Here is a 23,318-nt window from a genome sequence, read left to right on the forward strand (position 1 = left end):
GATCACGACTTGCGCAGTGCCGAAGGCGGGAAGCCGAGATGCTTGCGGAAGGCGTGGGACAGGGCGCTCTGGTTGGCAAAGCCGCAGCGATCCGCAATCTGGGACAGGGAAAGCTCGCTGGTGCCCAGCAGCTGGCGTGCCTCTTCCAGCCGACGGCGCAGCAGATACTGATAGGGCGAGAGCCCGGTCAGTACGCGGAAGCGCTCGCTGAAATGCTGCTCGGAGAGATGTGATTGGCGGGCAAGATCCGCCACGCTGAGGCGCTGGCCGAGATTGGCGTCGATGAAGCGGTTGAGCGCGACCAGATCCAGCTGACGGCCACTGGTGCTCAGCGCGCTCATCGGCTCTTCGATGCGCGTGTTCAGGCAGGCGAGGAAGGTGGCGGCGAGCAGATCACCCGGCGCCTGCTGGTAGTCGTTGACTTCCGCGAGCATGAATTCGAGATAGCCGCGCAGGCGGGTGTCCAGCGTGAAGAAGCGCGGGCGCTCGAACAGACGCTTGAGGTCGCGATGATGGCCGGTCAGGTAGGGCGCATCATCGGGCAGGTCGAGAATCAGCTGGCGATTCTCGCCGATGCCCGCGTAGTAGTGGACATGATCGGCCGGCACGATGCAGCCGGTCAGCGGGCGAATCTCGCCGCCCTGGCCCTCGATCTCGAACTCGGCCAGGCCATCGAGGCCGATCACCAGCTGGTGATAGCTGTGATCGTGGTGCTCGCGCAGGTTGGAGAGCGGGATCAGGCGCATCTCGCTGGCGGCCATCAGGCGCGAGTCTCCGCGACACCGGTGCGGGCACGCAGATGGCCCAGCAGCACGTTGAGCTCTTCACGACCGGCGCGCGAGAACAGCGCACCGCCCTGGGCCAGCTGCCACGGCCTGGCATGGTTGTCGAAGATGCCCTGGCAGCGGCGACGCAGGCTTTCCAGGTACTCATCATGGCGAATCGGGTAGCCGATCACGCTGTGCCACTCGTTCTCGTTGATCTCGCCGCTGATCGCCTGGTCCAGCACGCGGGCGATATCGCTGTAGTCGGTACGAAAGCGCGGCGTACGCGACATCATCAGCATGGCCACGGTGCCGACGGTGACGATCAGGCAGACCACGAAGGTGATGATGAAGATGGACATGAGCGAACCTTGTGCGGACGTAACCGGAAATAGTGTGGTAGCTCACCATTCTACCACGCTGCACGGCCAGTATCGTCAGTGCGACAGGCGCGTCATGTTCTGTCTGTCAGAACGTTATGGCATGATTCAAGTCCATTGAGACGGCATGGCGCACGTTGCCTGTCAGCCTCGTTCTTCACCTGCCGTGGGAGTCCCGCCGCATGGCCAATCAACGTGTGGAAGCGGTCGAGCGTGCCTTGACGCTGCTGGAAGCCTTTACCCCCGCGACCCCTCGCCTGACGCTCAATGAGCTGGCGCAGGCCAGTGGTTTCTACAAGAGCACGATTCTGCGGCTGATGGGCTCGCTTGAGCACTTCGGCTATGTGGCGCGTGACAGCCACGGCATCTACTCCATCGGCGCGGCGCTGGGGCGTTTTGCCCAGCTGGCACCGGCGCTGCCGGCCCGCGAGGTTCAGCTGCGCGGCTGGTTGGCGGCGCTGAATGCCGCCAGTGGCGAGACGGCCAGCCTGATGCTGGTCGAGCACGGCCCGCTGGCCGAGGCGCGACCGGTGGAGGGCGTGACACGCCCGCGTCAGGCGATGTGCCAGTACGCGCATGTCAGCCAGTGGCCGCTGCGTCATCAGCTGGAGGAGGGCGAGCTGGTCGATGAGGCGCTGTCCGCCTTGCTGCAGCAGTGTGTCGACAGTGGCGAGATCGAGACCGGTGAGGCGGCCGGCCTGTCGGTGGCGGCGCTGGCGGTCAGCGTCGCCCAGCATCACGACGAGGGGCTGGCACCGGCGGAAGTCATCGTGCTCAGTGGCCCGACGGCGCGCCTGACGCCTGCTCAGGCCCACCGCCTGCTCGCCCAGTGGCAGCAGGGCGACTGATACGCGACTCGCCAGTGACACGTTATGGAAAGTGCTGAAATGACAACGCCCCCGCCGGCAAGACCGGCGGGGGCGTTGTCATTCAGGGAATGCCACCTCGCGAGAGGCGCAGACCCTGGCCTGGATCAGGCGTCGGTGGCGGCCTTGGCGGCGCTCATGCGGCGACGCAGGATGGGGCCGACGATCACCGGCAGAAGCAGGCCGGCGATGGCGATGCACCACAGGGTCACGGCCAGCGGGCTACCGATCAGGATGGTCCAGTCGCCGTCAGACAGCTGCATGGCGTGACGCAGGTTCTTCTCCATCTCTGGCCCCAGCAGCATGCCGAGAATGACCGGCACCAGCGGGATATCCAGCTTGCGCAGGAAGTAGCCAGCGACCCCGAAGGCGACCATGAAGTACAGGTCGAAGGTCGAGTGGCTGATGGAGTAGATGCCCACGAAGGCGACCATGGTCACCACCGGCAGCAGGTACTTGGGCGGCACGGACAGCAGCTTGACGAAGATGCCGACCATCGGGATGTTCATCAGCAGCAGGATGACGTTACCGATCAGCAGCGCCGCGATCACGCCCCACACGATGTCGCCGTGCTGGGTGAACATCAGCGGGCCCGGGGTGATGTTGAGCGAGATCAGCATCGCCAGCAGCACCGCGGTGGTACCGGAACCCGGCACGCCCAGCGTCAGCATCGGCACCAGGGCACCAGAGGCGGCACCGTTGTTGCCGGCTTCCGGGGCGGCCACGCCGCGCGGATCACCTTCACCGAAGTTGCCTTTCTTGCCGAGGATCTTCTTCTCCAGCGTGTAGCTGATGAAGCTGCCCAGCGACGCACCGGCGCCCGGCAACACGCCGGAAATGAAGCCCAGCACACCGCCGCGGAAGGAGGTCGGCAGGATGGCGACGATATCCTTCAGCTTCAGGGTCATCTTGTTCATGGCGATCATCGGCTTGCCTTCACCGGCGTGCTGTTCGATGAAGAACAGCAGCTCCGAGATGGCGAACAGACCGACGATGGCGATGATGAAGTCGATGCCCTCGAACAGCTCCAGCACGTCGAAGGTGTAGCGTTGGGTGCCGGTAGAGCCATCGATGCCGACGGTGGCGATCATCAGGCCGATGGCGGCGGCCATCAGCGTCTTGACCGGATTCTTGCCGGTGATGCCGCCCAGGGTGGCGAAGGCCAGCACGAACAGCGCGAAGTATTCCGCCGGGCCGAAGGTCAGCGCGAAGCTGGCCAGCCACGGCGCCATCACGATCAGGCCGATGGTGGCGATCAGGCTGCCGATGAAGGAGGCGATCGCCGAGATGGCCATCGCTTCGGCGGCCTTGCCTTTCTGGGCCATCGGATAGCCATCGAGACAGGTCATCATCGCCGGCTCATCGCCCGGGATGTTGAGCAGGATCGAGGAGATGCGCCCGCCATACATGGCACCGGCGTAGACCGAGGTCAGCAGGATCAGCGAGGTTTCCGGGCTCAGGCCCAGGGTGAAGGCCAGCGGAATCAGGATGGCCACACCATTGGCCGGGCCCAGGCCCGGCAGTGCGCCGATCAGGGTGCCCAGGAAGGCCCCCAGCACGGCGAACATCAGATTCTCTGGCTGCAGGGCGATGCCGAAGCCCTGCATCAAGAAGCCAAGACTTTCCATTACGCCACCTCCAGGATGCCCAGCGGCAGTGGTAGCTCAAGCACGAAGTTGAACAGGGCAAAGACGACGATGCCGCCGAGCAGGCCAGTCACGTAAGCGCGAACCGGCTTGGAGCCCATGCGCCAGCACAGGGTGCCGACCGCAGCGGTGGTCGTGACGATGAAGCCCAGCGGCTCAAGCAGTGCGGTGTACAGGCACAGGATGACGATGGCCAGCACCATCTCGGCGCCGGTGCGGCTCCACGGCCATTGCTGGTCCGGGTCGGGACGCACGATCAGATACAGGCTGCTCAGCGCCAGCACGATCGAGAGCACCGTGGGGAAGGTTTCGGGCCCGATGGACTCGGCCCCGCCGAAGGGTTCGGGGAACTGCTGGGCACCCCAGCCGTACGCGACGGCCAGGGTGAGCATCAGCAGACCAAAGATGCGGTCATTCATCAGCGAATCAGCCCAATGTCCTTGGAAAGGGTCTGGATGTCCTTGATCTGTGCCTTCACGAAGGCATCAAACTCGGCACCCGATTTGTGGAACGGCATCAGGCCGCTCTTGGTCATCACGTCTTTCCATTCTTCGCTTTCATAGACGCTGTCCAGCGTGGTGGTCCAGTACTGCTCGGCATCGTCGCTGACACCCGCCGGGATATAGAAGCCGCGCCAGTTGGGGGCGACGGCATCGATGCCCTGTTCGCGAGCGGTCGGCACCTCAGCCAGCTTGCCCGGCAGACGCTCTTCTGAGAGCACGGCCAGCACTTTCAAGTCGCCGGATTCCATGAAGCCCTGGATCTCGGAGATATCACCGGTGAAGGCCTGCACGTGGCCGCCGACGACCTGGGTAATGGCTTCGCCGCCGTTGTTGTAGGACAGGTAGGAGACCTTGGGCAGGTTCTCGACATCGGCTGCCTGGGCAGCGATCAGCACCTTGAGGTGATCCCAGCCACCTGCGGCACTGCCACCGGCGAACTTGACGGATTTCGGGTCTTTCTTCAGCGCGTCCATCACCTCACTCAGGGTGTTGTACGGCGAATCCTTGGAGACGGCGATGGCGCCGTAGTCCGCGCCCAGTGCGCCGATCCACTCGACCTGGTCCTGATTCATGCCCGGGAACTGGCCCTGGGCCAGACGGGTGGTGGTCGCGGTGGAGGCGGCCACCAGCAGCTGCTCGTCACCGGCACGCTTGGAGACGGTGTGCGCAAAGGCGACGCCGCCACCGGCACCGGCCATGTTGATGGTCTGCACGTTGCCCGGCACGAAATCGAGCTCAGACAGGATCTTGCCGACGCTGCGGCAGGTGAAGTCCCAGCCGCCGCCCGGGTCAGCCGGAGCGATGCAGTCAACCTTGCCTTTCGGTTCGAAGGCGAAGGCCTGGGCGGACATGGCGGTGACCACCGCGGCTGTCAGGAGTTTGAGTGTCATATGACGTGTCATGGCGACCTCTAGTGTTATTGGATTGTGGTAGCGGCACATGTCGTGGGCCAGGCGCTGGCAGCGGTCGAGCGAGAGACTCGCCCTGCGGCCGCGAACCTGACAGCAACCTTACAGTTCTGTAAGGCGGAACTTTATTCTGTATGGTGAAATTAGACTGCCGCCCGATGGCTCGCAAGATACCCATTCGTCGCACCGACCTTGGTCGAAAGGCATATTTGCGCACCTTTGCGGTGCATTTTTGTGAATGATCTGGCTGGGTGTCGTGTCGGAATCTGGCGGTTTCCGACGCTCTCTTGCTTCTCTCTTGTTCCTCTCTCGCTTCTCTATCGTTGCTCTCTTGTTTCTCTCTCGCTGCTCTTGCATGCCTCCCTCGCACCTCTCCCAGCAGGCCTGAGCGGGGCACTTGCGCCGCCTGCGTGAGCTGTCCGTCCACGAGTGCTCTGGCTTGCTTGTCGTGTTTGAAACGTTATGCGGCGTTGCAGCAGAAGCGTGGCCATTGGGCTTTGGTCTAGCGTGTAGCCGGTGGCCAGACTGCGTGCTGACCGGGTGCCATCGGCAATCGTGCAAGGGGACAGGGGAGGGGAGAAGACTCATGGCCAAGGTGTTGGGCAGTGTGTGGGCGTTGTTGCTGGGTATCGTGCTGATCATGCTCGGCAATGGCATGCACTTCACGCTGATCGGTCTGCGTGGCGGCATCGAGGGCTTCTCCTCGGCGGAGCTGGCGATCGTCACCTCGGGCTACTTCGTGGGCTTTCTCTCCGGCGCGCGCTATACGCCGGTGCTGATCCAGCGGGTCGGGCATGTGCGGGTGTTCGCGGCGCTAGGCAGCTTCATCTCGGCGGCCTTGATCGCCTTGCCACTGCTGACCGAACCCTGGGCCTGGACGTTGCTGCGCCTGCTGATCGGCTTCTGCATGTCGGGCATCTATGTCACGGCGGAAAGCTGGTTGAATGCGGCTGCCAGCAACGAGACGCGCGGCAAGGTGCTGTCGGCCTACATGATGGCGCAGACACTGGGCATTATCGGCGCGCAGGGCCTGTTGACGCTGGGCGACGCCGCGACCTCGGTGTTGTTCATCTGTGCCTCCATCCTGGTGTCGATCTCCTTCGGGCCGATTCTGCTGTCGGCGGCCGTGGCTCCGGTGGTCGAGGTGTCGCGGGCCATGTCGTTCGCGAAACTGTTCAAGGCGTCACCGCTGGGCGCCATCGGCATCTTCCTGCTCGGCAGTGTCTATGCGACCCAGTCGGGGATGGGCGCGGTCTTCGGCACCCAGGTGGGCCTGTCGGGCTCACATATCGCTCTGTTCATCGCCATGCTGTTCGCCGGTGCGCTGGTGTTGCAGACCCCGATCGGCTGGCTGTCGGACCGCATGGACCGCCGCGTGCTCATCTGTGGCCTGTCCGCCGCCGGGGCTGGCTCATGTCTGTTCGGCTGGATGGCGGGTGATGCGCTGTGGCCGTTGATCGCCTCGGCCTTCTTTGCCGGGGGCGTGACCACACCGTTGTACGCGCTGCTGCTGGCCTTCACCAATGATTCGCTGTCGGCCGAGGAGATGCCGGGCGCCTCCGGCGGGCTGGTGTTCGCCTTCGGGCTGGGCGCCATCGTCGGGCCGCTGGCGGCAGGTGGCGCGATGGAAGTGATGGACCCCTACGCCTTCTGGCTGGTGCTGGCGACCACCTTCGTGGCCATCTCGCTGTATGCGCTCTATCAGATCACCCAGCGCGAGATGGTGCCGGTCGAGGAGACCGACAGTTACCTCAACATCCTGCCGACGGCGTCACCGATGGCGGTCGAGGTGGCGGTGGAGTGGGCGCATGAACACGCCGAGGATGAGCAGTTGGCCGCCGAGGCCGCCGAGGCAGCGGCGCAGGAAGAGGCCTTCGAGGTCGCACTGGAAGAAGCCTTCGAGGAGGCATTGGAAGAGGCGCTGGATGAGGCGTTCGAGGCCAACGTCGCACCGCTGGAGGAAGCGGAGCTGGTAGAGCCGGACCACGAGTACGTGGCAGAGCCGCTGCTCGAGGCTGACGCTGACACGGAAATCGCGTTCGAGACGGAGCGGTTGTCCGAGCTGTTGCCGGGAGCGGAGCTGGCAACTGAGACAGAAGCAGCGCCGGAAACAGAGCCTCGCTCACAGACAGATTCAGAGAGAGATTCTGAGCCGCACGAAGAGAGCGACCAGGCATCGCCCTGTCAGTTTGACTCCGAACATCAACCGCCCAAGGGGCCCTGGCCCTCCATGCCTTGAAAACGCTGGGACAAACCAGCCAGTAAAAAAGAGACGCCACCCCGGGAAATGGGGTGGCGTCTTGCTTTCGGCAGCCTTGAGCTATTGTCAGCCTTGAGGTTTACCAGTCTCGGGCTTTTGCCAGGCGAGCGCGGCGCCCAGGGCTCAAGGGAGTCAGTACCTCAGTCTTCAGTTGATCATTGCAGGCCCAGCTCCTGCGACATCTGCTCCACATCGCTGACCTGCTGGGTGATGAAGCGATCCAACGCCTTGCCGGACTTGTGGAACGGCATCAGGCCATTGTCCTGCATCACCTGCTGCCACTCGGGCGTCTCGGCCATGCGGTTGAGGGTCTGCTCCCACCAGTCGAAGGCCGCATCCGATGCGCCACCCGGCAGGTAGAAGCCGCGCCAGTTGGGTGCGACCACATCGATGCCCTGCTCACGCGCGGTGGGAATGTCGCTGTACTGACCGGGCAGGCGCTCTTCACTGAACACTGCCAGCAGGCGCAGGTGGCCGGATTCGACGAAGCCGCGGGCTTCGGTCATGTCGCCGGTGAAGGCTTCCAGGTGGCCGCCCATCACCTGGGTGATGGCGACGGAGCCGGAGTCGTAGGCGAGGTACGGCAGGGCACGCAGATTGTCGATGCCCGCCTCACGCGCCGCCATCAGCACCTTGAGGTGATCAAACCCGCCCGCGACATCGCCACCGGCGAAGCGCACCGCCTTGGGGTCTGCCTGCATGGCGGCCAGCAGCTCGTTCAGCGATTGGTAGGGCGAGTCCTCGGCCACGGCAATCACGCCGTAGTCGGCGCCGAGCGTCATCAGCCAGCGTACGTCGTCGACCTTGCCGTCCTGATAGGCATGCTGGCCCAGGCGGGTGGTGGTCGCGCTCGAGGCGGCGACGATGACCTGCTCATCGGCGTGGCGCTTGGACTTCACATGCGCGAAGGCGACGCCACCGCTGGCGCCGGGCACGTTGAGGGTCTGCATGCCGGCAGGGATGAGGTTCTGCTCATCCAGCAGGCGGGCCACGCTACGACAGGTGAAATCCCAGCCACCGCCGGGCTTGGCGGGCGCGATGCACTCCGTCTTGCCCTGCGGGGCGAAGTCGGTCTGTTCGTTCTGCTCCTCTTGGGCGGCGTTGGCGCTCAAGGGCGCCAGCAGGCCAAGGCTGAGCAACAGGGCAGCGGGCAGGGCGCCAGCGCGCTGTCGAGCATGCTTTCTGCGTGAGAAGGGATGGCGGGCAGGGGATATGGCGTGCATGGCAATCGTGTCCTTGGTGTTCAGCGTCGATCGTTATGGTTATGTCAGTCAGCGCGGCATGGGGCTGGGCGTTGCTGGCTGTCGCACGCTCATGACTGTTGTGGTGAACCGGTGTCGTGAGCTTGTGTCGTGAGCTTGCGAGAGTGCGAATGAACGAAAATAGCCTATTTCGGCGAGTCGCGAAAAGGCACGGCAGGCGGGCAGTGAGTAGAGAAATCGCATTTCCCGCGCCGTCACTCCTCAAGGTGGTCTCGGGGTTGCTAGAATTGCGCCATCAGGCTGTGGTGAGCGCTCCGCGATCTTCCAGCCGCCGCCTTTCATTGAGGAGATGGGCCATGACCCTTACCCCGCGCATGCACGACTTTCTCGCCCGCCTGCCCAAGGTGGAGCTGCACCTGCACATCGAAGGCTCGCTGACGCCGGCCTTGATGTTCGAGCTGGCGGCGGAGCAGGGCATCGAATTGCCCTGCGCCACCCTGGAGGAGGTCGAGGAGGCCTATGACTTCGCGGACCTGCCTGCCTTCCTCGCGCTCTATTACCAGGGCATGGGCGTCTTGAATGACGAGTCACACTTCTACCGCCTGGCGCAGGACTACTTCCGCCGTGCGAGCGCCGATGGCGTCAAGCATCTGGAGCTGTTCTTCGATCCGCAGGCGCATCTGGCGCGTGGCGTGAGTCTGGAAACCCAGTTCGCGGGGCTGGAGCGCGCCTGTCGTGAGGCGGTGAAGGAGTTCGATATCACCTCGGCGCTGGTGCCGAGCTTCCTGCGCTGTCATTCCGCGGCGTCTGCGAGCGAGCTGTTCGACGCGCTGATTCCCTTCGAGTCACGCTTCGTGGGCGTCGGCCTGGACAGCGCCGAGATCGGCAATCCGCCGGAGAAGTTCACCGAAGTCTTCCAGCTTGCGGGGGAGCGCGGCTGGCATCGTGTCGCGCACGCAGGTGAGGAAGGCCCGGCAGAGTACATCCGCACGGCGCTTGAGGTGCTGGGGGTGGAGCGTATCGACCACGGTGTGCGCTGCCTGGAAGATGCCGCCCTGGTCGCGGAGCTGGCCGAGCGGCGTATCCCGCTGACGGTGTGTCCGCTGTCCAATGTCGCGCTCAAGGTGGTGGAGCGAATGGAAGACCACCCGCTGCCGAAGCTGATCGAGGCGGGCCTCAATATCACCCTCAATTCGGATGATCCGGCCTATTTCGGCGGCGGCATGCTCGACAACTTCATCGCCGTGCAGCAAGCGCTGAATCTCAGCGAGGCGCAGTGGCTCACCCTGTGCCGCAACGCCATCGACGCCGCCTTCCCGCAGCGTGCCGAAGGCCTCGGCATGAGTGACGCCCGCCGTGGCGTGCTGCTGGCGCAACTCGATAGCTGCGCAGCCTGAGAATTATCACTGGCGCTTGAATACTGAATGCAATCAACGGCTTGGCCACCAACATCGCCAGCATGACGCCGCCTGCGGCAACCGCTCCATCAGATGTTGCTTGACCGCGCTAAGTCGTTGAGTACAATGCAGTTCTGGCGTGCGCAATGCACCGCCCTGCGGGTGTAGCTCAATGGTAGAGCAGAAGCTTCCCAAGCTTAAGACGAGGGTTCGATTCCCTTCACCCGCTCCAGATTCTTCAAAAAAGCCTCCCGAATGGGGGCTTTTTTGTATGTTTAAAAATACTATAGATAGACAGGTTGTATGTTTTTTAATTTTTTTCATGCTGGCTTGTAAGGCTTTTTATTTCAATATATCTCGATTCCGATATGTAGCCAGAATCCCTAAGTAAAGGCGCTATAGTTATAAGTCGATTTTTGTAATAGGCTATTGTTGGAGAATTTTTGTCAGGATGTTTTGCTTTATGTTCTTTGAGTATGTCAAACATGTTGTTAACTATTTCATTTAGTGAGTATACATAGGACCAAACAAAAGACCCTTCACTCTGGGCAACTTCTATAAACTTGATATAACTATCACTTGCCTCTAAAGGTCCATTGGTTCTTTGTGCTTCCATACACATATGGAATATCTGTAGTTTATTCAGGGAGCCTTCTGGTGATACTACCCGAAAAAGCAAATCTGTTAATTGCTTTTCTCCATTGGAAAGCACTGTAAAGGTTTCATTATCTAATCTTTGTTCTTGAGCTAGCTCTAAGTTTTTAGCTGCTGTATCTGAAGCTGCAGAAAGATGCTCTACAGAAGATTTAAATTCTTTTATTTGAGTGTTTAATGTTTGGTATAGCATAAGGATTGCTAAAAATGCTATAATTGGGTTTAAGATTCCTCCAAAAAAGGTTCCAAAATGTGCCCAAGTAGTTTGTTGATCAGATAAGTTTGTGCCAAAGCAAACAACATAAATTGCTGGGGTGATAAATAATGATGCTCCTCCTAACATCAAAACGATTCTTGATGTGCTAATGCTATTCAATGTATGTACTCCATCAGAGGGGGTAATGTTTTTCCGCTATTAAGTATCGCGGATGGAAGTTATGGTTTCTATAATTTAAATTAAAATCTAGAGATTTTATCAATTGCGAACTATCTCCTCCGCCAGTTCAGCGAGCTGCACATCGTCCCCGCGAGGGCCGTCGGCGCTGACGACGTAGCCATCGTATTCGGTCATGTAGTACTTCATCTTCGAGTGTCTGGCCTGCCATTCGCCTGGCTGTGTGCCATGCAGCGGGATTAGCTTGGCGTGCAGGTGGTTGACGCCGTAACCCTCGAAGATGATGGCGGTGCGTGCTACCCCGAAGTAGGCGTCGAGCTTGTGTGCCACGCGGCGCGTGAAGCGCATCAGGCCGAGAATCACCTCATCGTCTTGTTCATACACGCAGCTGCCCAGGTGGCGTTTGGGAATGACGACCGTGTTGCCCGGAGTAGAGGGGAAGATGGAGAGAAAGGCCAGGAAGTGCTCATCTTCGGCCACGACATGGCTTTGACTGTGGCCCGCAACGATCTGACAAAACACGCAGTCACTCATGGTTCTTCCCTGGTAGTTTAGTGTCGCCAGATTCGTCCTGAATCTGGGGCAGAGTTCTGTGATCGGAGCCCTTGTGATCAGAGCTTTTGTAAGCAGGCACCTTGTGAACATAGCCCTTGTAAAGAGAGCTCGGCAGTCTCCTTGCATGAGTGAAGTGTGATGGAGACTGGTTGTCAATGCCAGGCAGCCCCCGCAGAAGTGGTTATCGGCAGCAACAACATGCTCAAAGAGGGGAGCGGCTGTCTTGCCGAACCGATCGGAGCGAAAAGTGTTGCTGGCGCGGCAGAGAGCCGCGATATTGGCAGGTCACCTTTCAGCAGTTCGTCACTCGTTGAACGACAAGGAAACCCAGTGGAACTCACCGTCTGGCTGGCATATGTCAGCGTCATCACCGCCTTGATCACCTTTCCCGGACCGTTTGCGTTGCTGTGCATGGATCATGGCCTGCGCCACGGCCGACGCCGCTCGTTCGCGACGGTGGCGGGCGGGGCGGCGGCGTCACTGGTGTTGATGGCCTTGTCGTCGCTGGGACTCGGCGCGGCATTGGCAGCCTCCGAGACGGGGTTTCTGGTGCTGAAGATCGTCGGGGCGCTCTATCTCATCTATCTGGGCATTCAGGCCTGGCGGGCGCCATCCCAGCCGGTGGTGTTCGATGCCGTGGGGGAAGACGGGCAGATGCGCGCCAGAGCCACGCGTTGGCAACTGTGCCGCAAGGGCTTCGGTATCGGGATCAGCAACCCCAAGGACCTGCTGTTCTTCGGTGCGCTGTTTCCCAACTTCATCGACATGGCCCAACCGCAGCTGCCCCAGTTCGTGGTGCTGGCGCTGTCCTGGCTGGTGGTGGACCTGCTGACGATGAGCACCTACGCCCATGCGGGTTCCAGCATCAGTCGCTGGTTTGATAGCCACCGGCGCGTGCGGCTGTTCAATCGCACCACGGGCAGTCTGTTCGTCGTGGCCGGCGCGGGACTGGCGGCGTCGCATCGCTGAGCAGAGCCCCGCTCTATTGCACAAGACGTGAAGCGCACGAAGACGACAACGGCACCCGAGGGTGCCGTTGTCGTGTCTGGAGCCTGACGATCATCAGTGCTTTCGGGCTCAGCGCTCGGGCCGTGATTCGAGATACTTCGTCAGCAGTTCGCGATCCTCACTGGTGACCTTCTGCTTCCAGCTTTCCACCACATGCTGGCTGGCCTCCTCGAGGGCATCCTGCAGCTCAGGTGGGGCCGGGGTGATCAGCTTCGCGCCGTTCTCCTGCAGAATGGTGTAGGCCTCGTCCAGCACGCTGTGGGTGGCCGTCCAGCCGGCAGACTCGGCGGCATGCGCGGCATCGATCAACGCCTGCTGCTGTGACTCTGTCATGTCGTCGAAGCTATCGCGATTCATGTGAATGATATTGAGCGGCATCGCGTAGTTGAGCGTGGTGAAGTGGGGCATGTAGCGGTAGAGCTCCGCACTGACACCGCCCATCGCGGAGGTCAGCGCGCCGTGGATGCTGCCACCGGGCAGCAGGGGTTTGAGCTCTCCCCAGCTCATCACCTGAGGCGCCGCGCCCAGATTGAGCAGCACCCGCTGCGTGTTGCGGTCGTAGGTGCGGATCGGCATGTCCTTCAGGTCATCACCGTCAGCGATGGGCGCTTTCGACCACAGGCCGCTGGGTGTCCACGGCAGGGCATACAGCAGGATCTGGTTGTATTCGGCGAGCAGTTCCTCGTAGCGCGGCTTCGCGACCACGTACAGGCGGTGAGCTTCATCGAGGTCGTAGGCGATCGCCGGCAGCGAGGAGATGCCGAAGAAGGGGGCTTCCTCGGCGAGCGCGCCACTGAGTGTCGCGGCGATGTCGATGACACCGCCGGCAGTGGCCTGCAGGTGACTGGCGGAGCGAATGTCCGAGCGCAGCGTCAGCGTCAGGTCGCCTTCGGACTGGCTGGCGACCTGCTGGCTGAATTCGGCAGCGCGTTGGCCCATCATCGTGTCGGGCTCGTAATCGCTGCTCATGCTGAGGGTCGTCTGGGCGTGCGCGCTGAGTGCGCCGATCAGGCCTGCCGTGGCCAGGCCAGCGGACAACAGGGCGGAAATGCGTGAGGAAGACGTCATGGGGAATCCTTTCTTTTTGTCTTTGACCTTTGCCCGCTAGGGTAGTGCATGCCTGCGTTTATGCTCAGCTGCAGGGTGACGTCGCGCATTTTCCCTGCGCTGTCGGGAGAGGTTGCCGCGTGGGGTGGCCGTCATGGCCAAGGTCGGTGGCGTGGGCGCGCGCCTGACTCACAGGGTATCGCGTTGTGCGAGATAGCGATCCAGCAGTTCGCTTTGCTCGAGCTCAACCTTGCTGCGCCAGCTCTCGATCACGCTGACACTGGCGCGTGCCAGTGAGCGCTTGAGTTCGGGCGAGAGCGGATTGCTGACCGTCACGCCGGCCTCTTCCAGCTGGGCATGGGTCTGCTCCAGGACGCTGGCGATGGCGTTCCAGCTGGTGTCTTCAATCTCGGTCGCGGCGCTGAGAAGGGCCTCGCGCTGGGGGTCGTCGAGCGCTTCGAAGCGTGACCGGCTCATGTGAACGATATTGAGCGGCATGGCGTATTGCAGCGCGGTGTAGTGATCCAGCGTGCGGTTGAGCTCCGCCGTCAGGCCGCCCAGGGCCGAGGTCATCACCGCCTCGATACGGCCTTCGGCCAGCTGCTGCTGCATCGGCTCCCAGCCGAGCACGGTGGCGATGGCGCCAAGGTTGAGCAGCACGCGCTGGGTATTGCGGTCGTAGGCCCGCACGGGCACGCCCCGGAGGTCATCGCGTGTGGTGATCGGCTTGCGCGACCACAGCCCGCTGGGCGGCCAGGGCAGGGCGTAGAGCAGAATCTGGTCATGCTCTTCCAGCTGCGCTTCATAGCTGGGGCGCGCCAGGCGGTAGAGTTCGCGCGCCTGATGCGGGTCATCGACCAGGGTCGGCAGTGAGCTGAGGCCGAACAGCGGTATCTCGGCGGCCAGCGCGCCGCTGTGGGAGTCGGCCAGCTGGATGATGTCGGCGTTGATGGCCTCGAGATGATTCACCGAGCGCAGCCGACTCAGCGGGCCTTCTCCGAAGGTGATCGCGAGCTCGCCCCCGCTGAGCGATGCCACCTGATCGACGAACTGCTGGGCGCGCTGGCCCATCATGGTCTGGGGGCCGTATTCGCGGCTCATGGTCAGCTCGACAGGCTCCGCCTGGGCGGGCGTGCCCAGGGCGGAAAGCCCCAGCGCCAAGCCCACGCCGAGCGCTCTCTTGATGCCGAACATTCTCTTCATGTCGAGCACTCCCTGCATGACAAGCACTGCCTTCATGCCGCTACGCTGTCCGATTGGCATTCGTCGTCATCCATCCATAGGGGGTAAATCAAGTATCTCTCAAAAGTGCAGGGCGTGCTGTCGCTGTCCCGGTCAACGCTTCCCTCGTTGGCCTGTTTCACGCCTGCACCGGCACGATTCGGTAGGGGCAACGGGCGTTGAACTGCCAGTTGGCGCAATGTGGTCTACGCTCAAATCATGGCTGTGCAACTGCCCTGACACGAACTCCGCGCCGGGACCGCATGGCCGGATTGTCGACGACTGTCAACGGGAGGTAGACCACATGCTGACCCACGTATGGGGCTTGATGGCGCATCCGCAACGGGAATGGCAGACCATCCGCAAGGAACACGAATCCATCACCCACCTCTACGCACATCATGTGCTGCTCATGGCGCTGGTGCCTGTCATCTGTGCCTATATCGGGACCACGCAGTTCGGTTGGAGCCTGACGGAAGGCCACGCCATTCTTCTGGAGCCACTGGATGCCTTCTTCGCCGGTATCGCGTTCTATATCGCCATACTGACAGCGATCGGCTTCATGGGCACTGTCATTCACATGCTCTCGCAGCGTTTCTCGGGGCACCCCAGCCGCCGACGTTGCATCATCTTCGCGGGCTATGTCGCCACGCCGATGTTCCTCGCGGGGCTGGTCGCGCTCTATCCCGTCATCTGGGTGTGTATCCTCGCGGGCACCATTGGCCTGTGTTACAGCGCATACCTGCTGTATCTGGGCATCCCGCCACTGCTCGACATCTCCAACAAGGAAGGTTTCCTCGTCACCGGGTCGACACTGGGGATCGGGGTGCTGGTCCTGGAGGGCCTGCTGGCGGTCACCGTGCTGCTGTGGGGGTATGGCGCACGCTGGTTCATGTAGTCCTTCGCGGCACGTAGGCGTCAGTCTGCTGATGCCATCGGCGCGAAAAAGCGTCTCTGCAACGCCTCGCCTTCATCGGCGGGGCGTTGTCGTTTTGCGCGCGGGTTGGCGCGTGGCACTTGTGCTCGGTGGCGGCGGCGTGGAAAGTGTTGGACTCAATCGACAGTGTGGAAGAAAGCGCATGGACAAGTTTGAACAGCGACTGGAGCAGGCTGCGCGGGCTGCATGGTTGTCATATGTCGGTGGACGGACCCAGGATGACATCGCGGTTCAGCTGGGGGTGTCGCGCCCCGGCGTGCAGCGCCTGCTGTCGTTGGCGCGCCAGGAGCGGCTGGTCAAGATCTCCATCGATCATCCCGTGGCCAGCAGCATGGCGCTGTCGGATACGCTGGTGGAGCACTTCGGGCTGAGCTTCTGCGATGTGGTGCCCTCGGACACCCAGTCACCGGAGAGCATCGCGGAGTATCTGGCGGTGGCGGGTGCCGAACGTCTGGCGTTCTATCTCGGTCGCCAGCAGCCGCAGACCATCTCGCTGAGTACCGGGCGTGCGGTGCGCGCGGCGGTGGAAGCGCTGAGTCGCAGCGAGCGCCCCCAGCATCGCATCGTGTCACTGGTCGGCAATGTGGCGCTGGATGGCTCATCCAACCGCTATGACGGCGTGATGCTGCTGGCGGACAAGATCGGCGCTGATCGCTTCCTGCTACCCGCGCCCGTGGTGGCGGCCAGCATCGAGGAGAAGGAGTCGCTGCAGGGGCAGAATCTGGTCAAGGCGGTGTTCAAGGTTGCCTGTGAGGCCGATGTGGGCATGATCGGCATCGGGCGTCTCGATGCCCAGGCGACGCTGTTCCAGGATCAGTTCATCAGCGCCGCCGAGCGCGATGAGCTGATGGAAGTCGGTGCCGTGGGCGAGTTGATGGGCTGGCCGCTGGACACCCATGGCCGGCTGATCGATTGCCCGCTGGCGCAGCGCATCACCAGTGTGCCGCTGACCTCGCTCAAGGCGCAGCCGCTGATCGGGCTGGCGGGCGGGCACGACAAGGTGCCGGCCATCCTGAGTGCATTGCGCGGTGGTTGGCTGCAAGGGTTGATCATCGATGAGGTGGCTGCCCAGCGGGTCTGCGCGGCCCTCAAGGAGTGAGCAGAGAACTGCCGTCTTCGTACAGTTTCATCGAGATGTCTGCAGCCTGATGGTTTTCTGCTGACGGCTTGCGCTTGACGACTGGCTCCCGATGACAGGCTCCCGTGGATACACGTCGTGCAAGACGCCGTACAAGGCGCCGAGCGAGTCATCGGGAGCAGGGCGGGGCGTATGGCCCCATGCCTTGCTCCTGGTGTCGTTCTTGGTATCGTTCTTGGTGACGTTATCGTGGTCAGGGTTCAGCATTGTCGTAGCCCGCGTGATGCCCAGGCGTTCCCGTTACCTTCCCGGCGCTATTGCTCTGCTGTTTCTCCGTCACTCCTTCGCCATTCCTTCGCCATTCCTTTGCTATTTCTCCTCGATACCTGCTTTTTTTCTTGCCCTTTGCTCTCTCTTGATTCGCTCTTTGTCCTCTCTTTATTTTCTCTTCGTTCTCCCATCCTTGCGTCGGAGCCATGACTTTTGGGGCGAACACTGCCTTCTCTTGTCTGACAATCGGACGCGTTTGTTCGCCTCAATGATAAAGAATCGGGGCGGCAATCGTGGTCTGCGTTGTTTCGTTTAACGCTAATGTCTGTCTATGCTGAATTGCACGCAAGCTCAGTGGCCATGCCGCCTTGTGGCCTACACCCAAAGGATCAGATCCCAAGGTTGTATAGCCCAAGGTATAGCGCTTCAGAGTTTGCTTTTTCACAGGTCTGATCCGATCATTTGTTCACTGAATGACGTTTTGATCGAACGTGTTTGCGTCGCGATGTCTCGCCAGGACATCCGTTCACCAAGCCGGTTGATGGGAAGGTATCGGTGCTCAAGGCGCCGCTGCCCTCGAAAAGAACAATGCCAATAACGCCCCGATGGAGTGCCCTCATGCGCCTACCTCACATCACCAAGTCCCGCCGTCATCTGCTCTCGCTCGCCAGTGTCGCTGCCCTGGCGCCGCTCAGCGCCCAGGTCAGTGCCGAGACCATCACTGTCGCGACCGTCAACAACGCCGACATGGTGGTCATGCAGAGCCTGACCAGCGAATTCGAGAAGGCGCATCCGGACATCACCCTCGACTGGGTGGTACTGGAAGAGAACGTGCTGCGCCAGCGTCTGACCACCGATGTGGCGACCCAGGGTGGCCAGTTCGACGTCATGACCATCGGCACCTATGAAGTGCCTATCTGGGCCAAGCATGGCTGGCTGACCAAGCTCGACAACCTGCCGGAGGACTATCAGGTCGATGACCTGATCAAGCCGGTGCGTGATGGTCTGAGCGTGACCGAAGGCGAGAAGAAGGGCCTCTACGCGCTGCCGTTCTATGGCGAAAGCTCCATGCTCTACTACCGCAAGGACCTCTTCGAGCAGGCCGGTATCGAGATGCCGGAGCAGCCGACCTGGAGCCAGGTCAACGACTGGGCCGCCAAGCTCAACTCCGCGGATGAAGGCGTCTACGGCATCTGCCTGCGCGGCAAGCCGGGCTGGGGCGAGAACATGGCGGTGCTGGGTACCATGGTCAACAGCTTCGGCGGTCGCTGGTTCAATGAAGAGTGGGAGCCGCAGCTGGATTCCCCGGCTTGGAGCGAGGCTATCAACTTCTACGTCGACATGATGGGCAAGTACGGCCCGCCGGGCGCGACTTCCAACGGCTTCAACGAGAACCTGGCACTGTTCTCCAGCGGCAAGTGCGGCATGTGGGTCGACGCTACCTCGGCGGCCGGCAAGCTCTACAACCCGAAGGAATCTTCCGTGGCCGACAAGCTGGGCTTCGCGCCGGCACCGATCGCCAAGACGGAGAAGGGCTCGCATTGGCTGTGGTCCTGGGCGCTGGCGATTCCGGAATCCTCCAAGTCCAAGGATGCCGCCCAGACCTTCATCACCTGGGCCACTTCCCAGGAATACGTGAATCTGGTCGGCGAGCGTGAAGGCTGGGCCAGCATCCCGCCGGGCACCCGTGTCTCCACCTACGAGAACCAGTCCTACAAGGACGCCGCACCCTTTGCCGGCTTCGTGATGGACGCCATCACCAGTGCCGACCCGACTGACCCGACGCTTGAGCCGGTGCCCTATGTCGGCGTGCAGATGGTGACCATCCCGGAATTCCAGTCCATCGGTACCCAGGTGGGTCAGATGATCGCCGCGGCGCTGGCCGGCCAGATGTCGGTCGAGCAGGCACTGTCCTCCGCCCAGCGTTCCACCGAGCGCACCATGCGCCAGTCGGGCTACTGATCTGATCCAGCCGATCTGATCCCCACGGATCTGGTCTCAACCGATCTGATCTGAACGTTGCAATGGCCTCCCGTCTTGCCTAGAGCCTCAACAGAGATTGACTCGAAGCACGGCGGGAGCCCCGTCCGGCACCCGCGGTACCCCCTTCTTCTCGAGACTCCTGCAACGCCCTCGCGGCGTGGCACGGGGAGCCTCGGCCTGAAGCCCACCGCATTGCCTGACTTCCTCACCGTATCGAAGGACTCACCATGCGCACGAGAGCATCCGGACGCACCGTCGGGGGATTGCGAACCCTGTCGCTGCAAGCCCCAGCCGTAAGCCTGTTGTTGATGTGGATGCTGGTACCACTGGTCATGACCCTGTGGTTCTCCTTCCAGCGTTACAACCTGATGATGCCGTCGGTGTCCGGCTTTGCCGGCGTCGACAACTATTACTACCTGCTGACCGACCCGTCCCTGTGGACCGCCATGGGCAACACCTTGCTGCTGGTGGGCTGGGTGCTGGTCGCCACCGTGGTCGGCGGCACGCTGCTGGCGGTATTGCTGCAGCAGGAATTCTTCGGCCGCGGCGTCGCGCGCCTGTTCGTGATCGCGCCGTTCTTTATCATGCCCACCGTGAGTGCCCTGGTGTGGAAGAACATGATGATGCACCCGGTCAACGGCATTCTGGCCTGGGTCGCCGGGCTGTTCGGTCTGCCGGCCATCGACTGGTTCGCCAGCCTGCCGCTGACCTCCATCGTGATCATCGTCACCTGGCAGTGGCTGCCGTTCGCGGTGTTGATCCTGCTGACCGCCATCCAGTCACTCGATGACGACCAGGTCGAGGCGGCGCGCATGGACGGGGCAGGGCCGGTGGCGATCTTCTTCTACATCACCCTGCCGCACCTCAAGCGTGCCATCAGCGTGGTGGTGATGATCGAGATGATCTTCCTGCTGACCATCTTCGCCGAGATCTTCGTCACCACCTCCGGTGGTCCGGGGCTTGCCTCGACCAACCTGGCGTACCTGATCTACATCCGCGCCCTGCTGGACTTCGATGTGGGTGGTGCCTCCGCCGGTGGCGTGATCGCCATCATCCTGGCCAATATCGTGGCCTTCTTCCTGGTGCGTACCGTCGCCAAGAATCTCGAGAACTGATGACAAGCGCTCAGCACAGGGAGACTCAATGATGTCGACTTCAACTTCCAATTCCGTGGCCGCCGCCAGCGCTGCCGTCAGCGCCAGTCGCGCGCGCCGCAGCGTGATCAACAAGAAGCTTGTCCTGACCCTGGTGGCCTGGACCATCGCGCTGGTGATGTTCTTCCCGATCTTCTGGATGATCCTCACTAGCTTCAAGACCGAGGCCGAGGCGATCGCCACGCCGCCGAGCCTGTTCTTCACGCCCAGCGTCGAGGGCTATATCGAGATCCAGGCACGTGCGGACTACTTCAAGTACGCCCTCAACAGTGTGGTGATCTCGCTCGGGGCAACGCTGCTGGCGCTGCTGATCGCGATTCCGTCCGCCTACTCGATGGCCTTCCTGCCCACCAAGCGCACCCAGGGGACACTGCTGTGGATGCTGTCGACCAAGATGCTGCCGTCCGTGGGCGTGCTGCTGCCGGTCTACCTGATCTTCCGCGATCTGGGACTGCTGGATAGCCGCACCGGCCTGATCATCATCTACATGCTGATGAACCTGCCGATCGTGGTCTGGATGCTCTACACCTTCTTCAAGGACATTCCCAAGGACATCCTCGAAGCCGGGCGCATGGATGGCGCCAGCACCCTGCAGGAGATCTTCCACCTGCTGCTGCCGCTGACCCTGCCGGGCATCGCTTCCACCGGTCTGCTGTGCGTGATCCTGAGCTGGAACGAGGCGTTCTGGAGCCTGAACCTGACCACCTCCAACGCCGCACCGCTGACCGCCTACATCGCGTCCTTCTCCAGTCCGGAAGGGCTGTTCTGGGCCAAGCTGTCCGCGGCTTCCACGCTCGCCATCGCGCCGATCCTGATCTTCGGCTGGATGACCCAGAAGCAGATGGTACGCGGCCTGACCTTCGGCGCCGTCAAGTAATCCGCGCCAGTCATAGACATGCAAGACGCACACGCAAGACGCAAAAGCCACAGAGAGGTACGCCGCCTGCGCCACATTGGCTGATGAACATTGACTGATAGCGGATCAGCGCAGGCGGCCGAGAGCCACACGCATGTTGCACCCTTGCCATGCCACCCAAATTTGCCATCACCTGCCCTCGGGCAGGTGCGGATAAGGAAACTTCCCATGTCCACACTCACGCTCAAGAACATCGTCAAGGAATTCACCTCCGGCAGCGGCGCCAGCGCCTCCACCACCCAGGTCATCAAGGGAGTCGATCTGGAAGTGAAGGACCAGGAATTCGTGGTCTTCGTCGGCCCGTCCGGTTGCGGCAAGTCCACGCTGATGCGCATGATCGCCGGTCTCGAGAACGCGACCTCCGGTGACATCCTGATCGATGGCAAGCGCATGAACGATATCGGCCCGGCCGAGCGCGGCCTGGCGATGGTGTTCCAGAGCTACGCGCTCTATCCGCACATGACGGTGGGCGAGAACATGGGCTTCAGCCTCAAGCTCGCCGGCGTCTCCAAGGAAGAGCGCGCCGAGAAGGTCAACGCCGCCGCTGAGGTGCTGCAGCTCGGGCCGCTGCTGGACCGCAAGCCCAAGGCTCTGTCCGGTGGGCAGCGTCAGCGTGTCGCCATCGGCCGCGCCATCGTGCGCAACCCGAGCATCTTCCTGTTCGATGAGCCGCTCTCCAACCTGGACGCCGCGCTGCGGGTGCAGATGCGCATCGAGCTGGCGCGCCTGCATGCCGAGCTCAAGGCGACCATGATCTACGTGACCCACGATCAGGTCGAAGCCATGACCATGGCCGACAAGATCGTCGTGCTGCAGGGCGGCGTGGTCGAGCAGGTCGGCTCGCCGATGGAGCTCTACCATCACCCGCGCAATCGCTTCGTGGCCGGCTTCATCGGCTCGCCTAAGATGAACTTCCTCGACATCACCGTCACTGGCGTGGCCGGCGAGGGTGTCACGGTGCGCCTGCCCGATGGCAGCGAGCGCCTGATTCCGGTGGTGAGCCAGACCGAAGATGGTGCCTCGGTCATCGTCGGCGACAGCCTGACGCTGGGCGTGCGCCCCGAGCACCTGATGCTCGACGCGCAAGGCCCGTTCAGCGGCCAGGTTCAGGTCATCGAGCGTCTGGGCGGGGTGACCTCCCTGTACCTGGCGACTCCGGATGGTTCCGGCGATGCACCGATCGGCGGCCTCAAGTCCGACGAGCAGTCCGACAGCGGCTGGATCCTGATGGCAGATGGCGACGTCAACAGCCGCGTGGGTGACAGCATCCGCTACGGCTTCGATACCGAGCGTGCGCACCTCTTCACCCGTGAAGGGCTGGCGCTGCAGAATCTCAACCGTCACCCGCTGACCAGCCTGACGCGTCAGGACAATTCCCTGTCCAGTGCCAGCGCCGCACAGGAAGCCCGCGCATGAACCGCGCAGCCGCGAATCGGGAAGCCAGAGAGGAGGATGAGATGAGTACACCCTTGCAGCAGGTGATCTTCGATTGTGACGGCGTGCTGGTGGACAGCGAAGTGCTGGCCGAGGAGGAGTTGTCGCGTCAGCTGGGTGAGTGGCTGCCGGACCTCGACACCGAGGCCGAGCTGCGCGCGGCGCTGGGCATGACCACCGAGGCCATCCTGGGCCATCTGGAGGCCATGAGTACTCACACTCTGCCGCCGCAGGCGATGGAGCGCATCGACCACGCCATCGAGTCACGTCTGGCAAAGGAACTTGCGCCCATCAGCGGCATGGCGGAATTGCTTGGCGGACTGTTGGCGAATGGCGTGGCCGTGGCGATCGTGTCCAACAGTGCCGAGCGGCGAGTGCGAGCCTCGCTGGCCGCCACCGGTCTGGATCGCTGGCTGGGTTCGGTGCCGCTCTTCACGGCCGAGCAGGTCGCCCGCCCCAAGCCCGCGCCGGACGTCTATCAGCTGGCGCTGCGTCAGCTGGGACGTGATGCCCTGGAGTGCGTGGTGATCGAGGATAGCCTCGCCGGCGTCAGCGCGGCGGTCGCGGCCGGTCTGCGCGTGATCGGCTTCACCGGCGCCGGGCATATTCCGCCGGGCCACGCCCAGCGTCAGCTGGAGGCGGGTGCCTGGCAGAGCCGTGCGAGCATGGAGGAGGTCAGCGCTCTGATCAGTCAGCTACGTATCGGTCAGGCCAGCGACCTGAGCGCCACATGAGCACCGT

At 62.2% G+C, this 23,318-nt stretch carries 21 protein-coding genes and 1 tRNA gene; 12 read left to right on the top strand and 10 right to left on the bottom strand.

Translation table 11 applies throughout. From position 1 onward, the window contains the following. Positions 1-2: 2 nt before the first annotated feature. Entirely contained in the window at positions 3-761 is a 759-nt protein-coding gene (locus QD280_RS01610; protein ID WP_192837901.1) for an AraC family transcriptional regulator, read from the bottom strand. Beyond that, the gene (locus QD280_RS01615) at positions 761-1,126 is read right to left on the bottom strand and encodes a hypothetical protein (RefSeq protein ID WP_043335450.1); all 366 of its coding nucleotides are present in this window, start codon (positions 1,124-1,126) and stop codon (positions 761-763) included. The genes QD280_RS01610 and QD280_RS01615 overlap by 1 nt, the downstream gene beginning before the upstream one ends. A gap of 200 nt (positions 1,127-1,326) precedes the next feature. On the opposite strand from QD280_RS01615, the gene QD280_RS01620 reads away from it, so the two are divergent. After that, positions 1,327-1,992, top strand: coding sequence for a helix-turn-helix domain-containing protein (locus QD280_RS01620; protein WP_279838111.1), 666 nt, complete (start codon positions 1,327-1,329; stop codon positions 1,990-1,992). 125 nt (positions 1,993-2,117) lie between these two features. Here the strand turns inward: QD280_RS01620 and QD280_RS01625 are convergent, their stop codons facing one another. Genes QD280_RS01625 through QD280_RS01635 form a run of 3 tightly spaced genes read right to left on the bottom strand, consistent with a single transcriptional unit; the run spans position 2,118 to position 5,049 of the window. Then, positions 2,118-3,638, bottom strand: a complete 1,521-nt coding sequence (locus QD280_RS01625; RefSeq protein WP_043335451.1) for a tripartite tricarboxylate transporter permease — start codon at positions 3,636-3,638, stop codon at positions 2,118-2,120. Then, a complete protein-coding gene (locus QD280_RS01630) occupies positions 3,638-4,075 on the bottom strand; it encodes a tripartite tricarboxylate transporter TctB family protein (protein WP_043335453.1) in 438 nt (145 codons plus the stop codon). The genes QD280_RS01625 and QD280_RS01630 overlap by 1 nt, the downstream gene beginning before the upstream one ends. Then, a complete protein-coding gene (locus QD280_RS01635) occupies positions 4,075-5,049 on the bottom strand; it encodes a tripartite tricarboxylate transporter substrate-binding protein (protein ID WP_225996384.1) in 975 nt (324 codons plus the stop codon). Before QD280_RS01635 ends, QD280_RS01630 begins: the two co-directional genes overlap by 1 nt. 604 nt (positions 5,050-5,653) lie before the next feature. On the opposite strand from QD280_RS01635, the gene QD280_RS01640 reads away from it, so the two are divergent. After that, positions 5,654-7,306 carry an MFS transporter gene (locus QD280_RS01640; RefSeq protein ID WP_279838112.1) on the top strand — a complete coding sequence of 551 codons (1,653 nt, stop codon included), beginning with the start codon at positions 5,654-5,656 and terminating at the stop codon, positions 7,304-7,306. Positions 7,307-7,482: 176 nt separating this feature from the next. On the opposite strand, the gene QD280_RS01645 is transcribed toward QD280_RS01640, so the two are convergent. After that, positions 7,483-8,550, bottom strand: a complete 1,068-nt coding sequence (locus tag QD280_RS01645; protein WP_279838113.1) for a tripartite tricarboxylate transporter substrate-binding protein — start codon at positions 8,548-8,550, stop codon at positions 7,483-7,485. A gap of 335 nt (positions 8,551-8,885) precedes the next feature. Between QD280_RS01645 and QD280_RS01650 the strand changes: the two genes are divergently transcribed. Together QD280_RS01650 and QD280_RS01655 are read left to right on the top strand one after the other, a co-directional pair. Further along, a complete protein-coding gene (locus tag QD280_RS01650) occupies positions 8,886-9,926 on the top strand; it encodes an adenosine deaminase (RefSeq protein ID WP_347881944.1) in 1,041 nt (346 codons plus the stop codon). A 158-nt stretch (positions 9,927-10,084) separates the two neighbouring features. Then, positions 10,085-10,158: transfer RNA gene (locus tag QD280_RS01655), tRNA-Gly, on the top strand. Between the two features lie 78 nt (positions 10,159-10,236). Here the strand turns inward: QD280_RS01655 and QD280_RS01660 are convergent. Both QD280_RS01660 and QD280_RS01665 read right to left on the bottom strand, forming a co-directional pair. Next, on the bottom strand, positions 10,237-10,956 hold the full coding sequence (locus tag QD280_RS01660) for a hypothetical protein (protein ID WP_279838114.1): 720 nt from the start codon (positions 10,954-10,956) through the stop codon (positions 10,237-10,239). 99 nt (positions 10,957-11,055) lie between these two features. Next, positions 11,056-11,508 carry an HIT family protein gene (locus tag QD280_RS01665; RefSeq protein ID WP_279838115.1) on the bottom strand — a complete coding sequence of 151 codons (453 nt, stop codon included), beginning with the start codon at positions 11,506-11,508 and terminating at the stop codon, positions 11,056-11,058. A gap of 351 nt (positions 11,509-11,859) precedes the next feature. On the opposite strand from QD280_RS01665, the gene QD280_RS01670 reads away from it, so the two are divergent. Beyond that, positions 11,860-12,498 carry a LysE family transporter gene (locus QD280_RS01670; RefSeq protein ID WP_279838116.1) on the top strand — a complete coding sequence of 213 codons (639 nt, stop codon included), beginning with the start codon at positions 11,860-11,862 and terminating at the stop codon, positions 12,496-12,498. Between the two features lie 108 nt (positions 12,499-12,606). Here QD280_RS01670 and QD280_RS01675 read toward each other — a convergent pair whose 3' ends face one another. Then, entirely contained in the window at positions 12,607-13,605 is a 999-nt protein-coding gene (locus tag QD280_RS01675) for a TRAP transporter substrate-binding protein (RefSeq protein WP_279838117.1), read from the bottom strand. A gap of 168 nt (positions 13,606-13,773) precedes the next feature. Then, positions 13,774-14,787 (bottom strand): TRAP transporter substrate-binding protein, encoded by a 1,014-nt coding sequence (locus QD280_RS01680; protein ID WP_279838118.1) that lies wholly within the window; start codon positions 14,785-14,787, stop codon positions 13,774-13,776. Between the two features lie 322 nt (positions 14,788-15,109). Here QD280_RS01680 and QD280_RS01685 point away from each other — a divergent pair, with 322 nt between their 5' ends. The 7 genes from QD280_RS01685 to QD280_RS01715 all read left to right on the top strand — a co-directional run bounded on the left by QD280_RS01685 (position 15,110) and on the right by QD280_RS01715 (position 23,311). Further along, a complete protein-coding gene (locus tag QD280_RS01685; protein WP_082388794.1) occupies positions 15,110-15,703 on the top strand; it encodes a Yip1 family protein in 594 nt (197 codons plus the stop codon). A 181-nt stretch (positions 15,704-15,884) separates the two neighbouring features. Continuing rightward, positions 15,885-16,841, top strand: coding sequence for a sugar-binding transcriptional regulator (locus QD280_RS01690; RefSeq protein ID WP_043334551.1), 957 nt, complete (start codon positions 15,885-15,887; stop codon positions 16,839-16,841). 867 nt (positions 16,842-17,708) lie between these two features. Continuing rightward, positions 17,709-19,052, top strand: coding sequence for a sugar ABC transporter substrate-binding protein (locus tag QD280_RS01695; protein WP_107335189.1), 1,344 nt, complete (start codon positions 17,709-17,711; stop codon positions 19,050-19,052). A gap of 248 nt (positions 19,053-19,300) precedes the next feature. Next, positions 19,301-20,188: a sugar ABC transporter permease gene (locus QD280_RS01700; RefSeq protein WP_043334545.1), complete on the top strand. Its 888-nt coding sequence runs from the start codon at positions 19,301-19,303 to the stop codon at positions 20,186-20,188. A gap of 28 nt (positions 20,189-20,216) precedes the next feature. Continuing rightward, complete coding sequence (locus QD280_RS01705) at positions 20,217-21,104, top strand: carbohydrate ABC transporter permease (RefSeq protein WP_199852368.1); 888 nt, start codon at positions 20,217-20,219, stop codon at positions 21,102-21,104. Between the two features lie 207 nt (positions 21,105-21,311). Beyond that, the gene (gene ugpC / locus QD280_RS01710) at positions 21,312-22,559 is read left to right on the top strand and encodes a sn-glycerol-3-phosphate ABC transporter ATP-binding protein UgpC (protein WP_153635405.1); all 1,248 of its coding nucleotides are present in this window, start codon (positions 21,312-21,314) and stop codon (positions 22,557-22,559) included. 41 nt (positions 22,560-22,600) lie between these two features. Next, entirely contained in the window at positions 22,601-23,311 is a 711-nt protein-coding gene (locus QD280_RS01715) for an HAD family phosphatase (protein ID WP_279838119.1), read from the top strand. Positions 23,312-23,318: the final 7 nt, after the last annotated feature.

This window comes from Cobetia sp. 1AS1 (assembly GCF_029846435.1).
Taxonomy (GTDB): domain Bacteria; phylum Pseudomonadota; class Gammaproteobacteria; order Pseudomonadales; family Halomonadaceae; genus Cobetia; species Cobetia amphilecti.